Source organism: Microbulbifer sp. (genome assembly GCF_051659245.1).
Lineage (GTDB): Bacteria > Pseudomonadota > Gammaproteobacteria > Pseudomonadales > Cellvibrionaceae > Microbulbifer.
The window spans coordinates 1-7,129 of record NZ_JBOFOC010000172.1 but is presented as its reverse complement, the minus strand read 5'-3'; the positions used below and the strand labels follow the sequence as shown (position 1 = coordinate 7,129).

Annotated in this window: 5 protein-coding genes and 1 pseudogene; 3 read left to right on the top strand and 3 right to left on the bottom strand. The window is 60.3% G+C overall.

From position 1 onward, the window contains the following. The first annotated feature begins 233 nt into the window (after positions 1-233). Positions 234-440, top strand: coding sequence for a DUF2905 domain-containing protein (locus ACRC0P_RS16570; RefSeq protein ID WP_438632410.1), 207 nt, complete (start codon positions 234-236; stop codon positions 438-440). Here ACRC0P_RS16570 and ACRC0P_RS16565 read toward each other — a convergent pair whose 3' ends face one another. Then, positions 441-926: an Lrp/AsnC family transcriptional regulator gene (locus ACRC0P_RS16565; RefSeq protein ID WP_183463559.1), complete on the bottom strand. Its 486-nt coding sequence runs from the start codon at positions 924-926 to the stop codon at positions 441-443. 297 nt (positions 927-1,223) lie between these two features. Here ACRC0P_RS16565 and ACRC0P_RS16560 point away from each other — a divergent pair, with 297 nt between their 5' ends. Next, positions 1,224-4,745 (top strand): indolepyruvate ferredoxin oxidoreductase family protein, encoded by a 3,522-nt coding sequence (locus tag ACRC0P_RS16560; RefSeq protein ID WP_438632409.1) that lies wholly within the window; start codon positions 1,224-1,226, stop codon positions 4,743-4,745. A 335-nt stretch (positions 4,746-5,080) separates the two neighbouring features. Beyond that, entirely contained in the window at positions 5,081-5,476 is a 396-nt protein-coding gene (locus ACRC0P_RS16555) for a glycine zipper family protein (RefSeq protein ID WP_438632408.1), read from the top strand. A gap of 113 nt (positions 5,477-5,589) precedes the next feature. Here ACRC0P_RS16555 and ACRC0P_RS16550 read toward each other — a convergent pair whose 3' ends face one another. Further along, a complete protein-coding gene (locus tag ACRC0P_RS16550) occupies positions 5,590-6,972 on the bottom strand; it encodes an alkaline phosphatase family protein (RefSeq protein WP_438632407.1) in 1,383 nt (460 codons plus the stop codon). Positions 6,973-6,997: 25 nt separating this feature from the next. Then, a pseudogene (locus ACRC0P_RS16545) lies at positions 6,998-7,129 on the bottom strand (ISL3 family transposase); the annotation flags it as partial.

Sequence of the window (7,129 nt, the reverse complement as noted above, 5' to 3'; positions counted from 1 at the left end):
CACGGATAGACATGCAGATGTTTCAAACCCACAGATTCCGCTGAGGACCCCAAAAATTAAGGTTTATTTTCCGGCCCTGCAAAAGCCGCGGTATGCCCGCGGCTTTTTTTGTAGGAGCCTGCTTGCAGGCGAATGGTCGAGGCTCTTAACTTCGCTAGCTCGTAGGATGGGCAAAGCGCAGCGTGCCCATCCTACAATGAGAAAACACTATTTTCTGGAAGGGAAATGGGCCAATGGCCAAATGGCTGATTCTCGCGGGCTGCCTGCTGATCGCCGCGGGCGTATTGCTGCACTACGCCCCCTGGCTGTTCAACTGGTTCGGTCGGCTGCCCGGCGATATCCGTATCGAATCCCCGCGCAGCAAGGTGTTTATTCCCATTACCTCGATGATCATTCTGAGTATTGTACTCAGCGTGATTGTCAGTCTCTTCCGCCGCTGATCAGCCCCGTTCCAGCAACTGCTCCAGCGGCAGCTCAGTGCGGTAGCGCACCTGCTTGAGGGAAAAGCTGCTCTTGATATGGTCGATGCCGGGCAGTTCAGTGAGTTTTTTATCCAGGAATTCCTGGTACGCCTGCAGATTCGGCACCACCACCCGCAACAGGTAGTCGAAGTCGCCGGTCATCAGGTAGCACTCCATCACTTCCGGCCACTGGCCGATGGTTTTCTCGAAGTCCTGCAGTTCCTTCTTTACCTGGTGGTTCAGGGTGACCTGGATAAATACGCTCACCGGCAGGCCGACCTTTTCCGGTTCCAGCAGGGTGACCGCGCGCTTGATAAAACCCTGTTCGTGCAGGTTTTTCACCCGGCGGGAGCAGGGGGAGGGAGAGAGGCAGACTTTCTCCGCCAGTTCGATATTGGGGATGGTGGCGTCCTGTTGCAGAATTTCCAGGATCTTCTTGTCGATGGCGTCGAGTAAATAGGCCATAAACCTTTCCGTTGTTTCTTGTTGTCGGCCGTCCCCGCTACACGACCAATTGCTAACTATACTTCCAGCCCTTCGGGCTGGCCAGCGAGGTGCGCTTCAGGAGAAAACCGGTGCCAGGGGCCGCTGAACATACCTTCTCGAAAACGATCTCAATAGGGCGATTAATTGCGGCGTTTTTACAATGTGTGGTGACTTGTGTCTCTATTATGCCCCAATACGGGCGAGTTTGGTATGACCTGCTTCGCCTGCGGGTGTTAATTTTACCCGCAGATCAATAATCATAAGCAGGTGGTATCCATGGCGATGGTCGAAGGCGATCTGGAGCTGGGCTTTGATCGCGACTACTCCCTGAAATCCGCGTTTACCCGCGAGTCGGGCCGGGTGTTCCTCACCGGCATAGACGCCCTGGTTCGGTTGCCGATCATGCAGAAGCAGCTGGACGAGTGCGCCGGGCACAATACCGCCGGGTTTATATCCGGCTACCGCGGCTCGCCCCTGGGAGGTTACGACCAGGCGCTCTGGCGGCGCAAATCCCTGCTCGCCCAGCGGGATATCCACTTCGAGCCCGGTATCAACGAGGACCTGGGGGCCACCAATATCTGGGGCACCCAACTGCTCGATCACTACCGCCGGCAGGCCACCCGCGACGGCGTTTTCGCCATCTGGTACGGTAAGGGTCACGGCGTCGACCGCAGCGCGGACGTGTTCCGCCAGGCAAATGTCCAGGGCACCTCCAGGCTGGGCGGCGTGCTGGCCCTGTGCGGCGACGACCACACCGCCGAATCCTCCATGTTTTCCCACAACACCGACCAGATCTTCGAGTCGGTGATGATGCCATTGCTGTTTCCCGCAACCATCGACGAGTACCTGACCCTGGGCCTGGCGGGGATCGCCCTGTCGCGTTTTTCCGGGCTCTGGGTGGGCTTCAAAGCCATTACCGAAACCGTGGAAGCGGGCGCTTCCATCCCGGTGCCGGGACTCCCACAGTTTGTCCGGCCGGATTTTCCCATCCCGCCCCACGGCCTCAACTACGACCCCAAACTGAACTGGCCGGCAGAGCGGCTGGAATACGAGCGCCGTATGCTGGAGGAGCGGCTGCCTGCCGCGCAGGCTTTTGCCTACGCCAACGGGCTGGACAAAACCGTCGTTTCCGCGCCGAAAAAGCGCTTTGGCATCATTACCGTGGGCAAGGCCCACGGCGACCTGCTCGAGGCACTGGAACTGCTGAATCTCTCCGAGCGCGATCTGTGGGATGCGGGCATCTCCATCTACAAGGTGGCCATGAGCTGGCCACTGGAGCCCAGGGGTGTCGGCGGGTTTGCCGAGGGGATGGAACGCCTGCTGGTGGTGGAGGAGAAGCGCCCGCTGGTGGAGGGCCAGCTGAAAAACCTGCTCTACGGCTGGGCGGACGAACGGCGTCCGAAAGTGGTGGGCAAGAAAGACCTGAATGGAGACGACCTGCTGCCGGCTATATGGGGTTTCGGCCCGGACCGGGTGGCTGTGGCCATCGCCCGTTGGCTGGCGGATACCGAGCTGGGCGAGAAACTCATCCCACTGGCGGAGAAGCTCGGCGGCAATATTCCGGCGAAAGCCAGCGGACTGCTCGTCCGCGAACCGATCTTCTGCGCGGGCTGTCCCCACAACACTTCCACCCGACTGCCCGAGGGCAGCCTGGGCAGCGCCGGTATCGGCTGCCATATCATGGCCCTGGGCAAAGGGCTGCGCACCGATACCTATTCCCATATGGGCGGCGAGGGCGCGCAGTGGGTGGGGCTGCACCGCTTCTCCAGCGCCGGGCATATTTTCCAGAATATGGGCGACGGCACCTACAACCACTCCGGCCTGCTGGCGATCCGTCAGGCGGTGGCCAGCCGGGTCAATATCACCTACAAGATACTCCTCAACGACGCGGTGGCCATGACCGGCGGCCAGCCCGCCGACGGCGAGGTCAGCGCTCCCAGTCTCGCCGCGCAGCTGCTCGCCGAAGGGGTGCGCGAAGTCATCCTGCTCAGTGAAAACCCGGAATACTGGCACAAGCACCGCGGGCAACTGCCCGGGGCCGTAAAGATATTGCCCCGCTCGGAACTGGACGCGGTGCAGCGCCGCCTGCGCGAAGTGCAGGGCGTGACCGCGATTATCTACGAGCAGGTGTGCGCGGCGGAAAAGCGCCGCCGGCGGAAGAAAAAGCAGATGGCCGACCCGCCCACCCGATTGTTGATCAATCACCGGGTCTGCGAGGGCTGTGGCGATTGCAGCGTGCAGTCCAGCTGTATTGCGGTGGAACCATTGGAAACGGAATTCGGCCGCAAGCGGCAGGTAAACCAGTCCAGCTGCAACAAGGATATGCGCTGTGCCGACGGCTTTTGCCCCAGCTTTGTCAGCGTCGAGGGCGGTGAACTGAAGAAGCCGCCCGTGCAGTCCCTGGCCCGGTCCCTGGACGCGGCCATTGCCGAACTGTCCCCGGCGCCGCAGGCGGACCTGAAGCGGCCGCTGAGCATCCTGGTGGCCGGTATCGGTGGCAGCGGTGTGCTCACCGTGGCCGCATTGTTGGGTATGGCTGCGCACCTGGAGGAAAAGGGCAGCACCACCCTGTATTTCACTGGCCTGTCGCAGAAGAACGGCGCTGTGGTCGCGCATGTGAAAGTGGCACAGCGCCCGGAAAATATCACCACCGCGCGCATTCGCGACGGAGCCGCCGAGTTGCTGCTGGGCTGCGATATGGTCACCGCCGCCAGCCAGAGGCCCAAGTTCGCCGAAGGTAAAATGCGCGCGCTGGTGAACACCGCCGAAGTGCCGGTGGCGGCTTTTGTCCGCGACAATGAACTGGCGTTTCCCGCTGATGCAACGCGGGAGAGTATCGAGTCTCTGTGCGCGGAGTATTTCGCCTTCGATGCCAACAGATACGCCCAGGCGCTCTTTGGCGATACCGTTGCCAGCAACCTGATGATCCTGGGCTATGCCTGCCAGCAGGGCCTGCTGCCCATCGGCGAGTCCGCGCTGGAGCGAGCCATTGAGCTGAACGGGGTGGCGGTGGAAAACAACCTGCGCGCGTTCCGCGCCGGCCGGCTGCTCGCGGAAAATCCCAGCGCAGTGGAGCGGCTGGCGGTACCGGCGCAGCCGGTCAAGCTGTTGGAGCCACGGGAGACGGTGGAGCAGTTGATCGCGCGCCTGGCCGCAGAACTCACCCAATACCAGAGCGCCGCCTATGCGCGCTGTTTTGCCCGAGCTGTGGAGAAACTGCACCGCAGCGAGCGGCAATTGCCCCACAGCGACGGCCGCTTGACCCGCGCCGCGGCCTACAGCCTGTACAAGGCCATGGCCTACAAGGACGAGTACGAGGTGGCGCGGCTCTACAGCGGCGAGGATTTCCAGCGACAGCTGCGGGAGACCTTTACCGGCGACTACCGCCTGCGCTTCCATATGGCACCGCCACTGGTTGCGCGCCCGGATGCCAGCGGTCGCATCAGGAAGATCACCCTGGGTCCCTGGCTGGGAAAACTGATGCCGCTGCTGGCGAAAGGTAAAATTCTTCGCGGGACCGTGTTCGATCTGTTCGGCTACACGGCTGAGCGCCGTGCGGAACGCCGCTGGGCGCGGCAGGTCGAGCGGGCAGTAATACTCGTCGCCGACCGCTTGCGGGCGGACAATTTTTCCACGGCGCTGGAACTGCTGGAGTTGCCGCAGCAGGTGCGCGGTTACGGCCATGTGCGAGAGGAGAAATTCTCCCGGGTGAATGGGCGCTGGCAGGAGCTACTCTCCCGGTTTACTGGCGGCCGCAACACCATCTTCTCTCCCGCCAGTGCGGAAAACACCCTGTAGGAGCGGCTCCCTGGGATAAATCGGCAGGATAGCCGATTTGGACGCCGAAGCCGCCCGAAGGGTGAGTGCCAGGGATGGCGCGAGTCAGCGCTGAGCTCCAGCTCGGCTTGCGGGCCGCAGGTCCGCCAACTGCTCATTACAAAGCGGGGCCAACCGCGGCCATGGGCCTCTTCTACAAAGATTCCCAGCTACTAATGATATCCTGTCCAATCAGTCACCGTTTTTCCCCCACCCCGCTGGCGCTATCTTCAACCAACTACTAAACCTAATGAGTACATACGCGACATCTGCGGCGCGAACACCGGCGCAGAGGTAGAGGTTTGGAGGAGCGTCAAATGAAATTCGGAACAGCGGCCACCGTGGGTTTTAGTGCATTGATGGCGTTCGGCTGCGCCACTCAGCAGGAACAGGTGCCGGGATCCGGGAATATCGTGATCGATACCTATGGTGTAAATATGCGTCAATACCAGCTGGACCTGGCGGACTGCAAAGGGCTGGCCATGGCATCGCGCCGGGATGAGGGGCGCCGGGGGCTCACCCGCGCCGCAGGCGGGGCACTGCTGGGCGGCGCCCTGGGCGCAATTGTCGGCGACTCCAGTCGCGCCGCGGCGGCCGGAGCGGGTACCGGTGCCATTGTCGGTGGTGTCTCCGGGGTAACCAGCGCGCACTCTGAAGCCAGTCGCATTACCAGGAATTGCCTGCGCGGGCGGGGTTACCGGGTGCTCAACTGAATCTCCTCTCCGATATCCGGTTAACGTAACTACTCACCCATAGGGAATCTGCTTTGGCTCAAGCGAGCCACCCTGTAGGAGCGGCGGGGGGAGCAGTTACCGGTTAATATCGCCTATCGCTGTTCAAAATCCAGATGTTTCAAAATCAACCCGAATACATCTGTCGGCTCCAAAACGTCGTGATCCAGCAAATGCTTCTCCTGCGTCACAAACAAAGGCCGGTCCAGTTTATCCCCGTTGATGCGCCCGTGGGAGCCTTTAACCAGCGTCGCATCCAGCGGAATAACATCCATTAAATAGCGAAAGCCGAGTTTTTTCTTCAACAGCTTGCCGGCGACTTGCAAGGGGAGTAACGGAATAGTCGGGTCGGCGAAAGTTTCCACTGGGTCATAACCGGGCTTGCGGTGGATGTCCACACAGCGGGCGTAGTCGGGCGCTTTGCTGTCGTCGAGCCAGAAGTAGTAGGTAAACCAGGATTGGGTGTCCGCCACGGCCACAAGATCGCCGGCGCGCGGGTGGTCCAGGTGATGCTGTTTTTTGCCCTCATCATCGAGTATGTGTTCGACACCTGGTGTTTTTTCCAGGAGCTCCTTTACCGCCGCAACATCATCTGGGTTTTGTACATAGACGTGAGCCAGTTGATGATCGGCGGTGGCAAAGGCGCGGCTGCCACCGGTATCGAGGGTTTCCAGGCCCAGTTCGTTTTTCACCTGAATATAGCCGTTCTCGCGCAGCACGCGATTGATGTGCACCGGTTGACTGGCGTTGGTGATGCCGTATTCGGACAGTAGGATGACGTTGGCGCCCTGGTTCTCGTAGTAAGTAATCAGGTCGCGACAGACTTCATCTATCTCGTTCAGTTCATTGCTGATCTTGTCGAAATCGATACCGCAGCGTTGCAGGTTGTAATCCAGGTGTGGCAGGTAGACCAGGGCCAGCGTCGGGTTCTTCCACTGATCGACTTTTATAGTGGCGTCGGCAATCCAGCGCGAGGAAACGATGTTGGCCTTCGGGCCCCAAAAGGAAAACAGCGGGAACTGGCCCAGCTCTTTTTGCAATTCATCGCGCAGCTCCATCGGTTGGGTGTGGATGTCCGGCAGTTTTCTCCCATCGGCGGGATAGAGGGGCCGGGGGGTTACGGCGTAGTCAACCGAGGAATACATGTTGTACCACCAGAACATGTTGGCGCAGGTGAAGTTCGGGTCGTGTTTGCGGGCTTCTTCCCACACTTTCTCCGCCTGCACCAGTTTGTTGGACTGGTGCCAGAATTTAACCTCGCACATGTCGCGAAAATACCAGCCATTGCCGACGATGCCGTGTTCATCCGGCCACTTTCCGGTAAGATAGGTGGATTGCGCCGAGCAGGTTACCGCAGGCAGCACCGGATTGATGGAGGCTTGTTTGCCCCGCGCGGTCCAATCCCGCAGGAAGGGGGTATGCTCGCCGATCAGTCGGGGGGACAGGGCGACGACGTTGATGACTACGGTTTTTTTCATTTTGGAACCTTAAAATTTTGCCTCGTCAGTAAAATCTGTGGGCCGTCTCCGGCACAGGTAGCCGCCCAAGCGCATGGTATAGCGCTATTTCCAGGCATCTGTAGGTCCTGAAGCCGTAGGATTTTCTGGCAGTCACTTTCGCTTTCAGCCCCTCGAC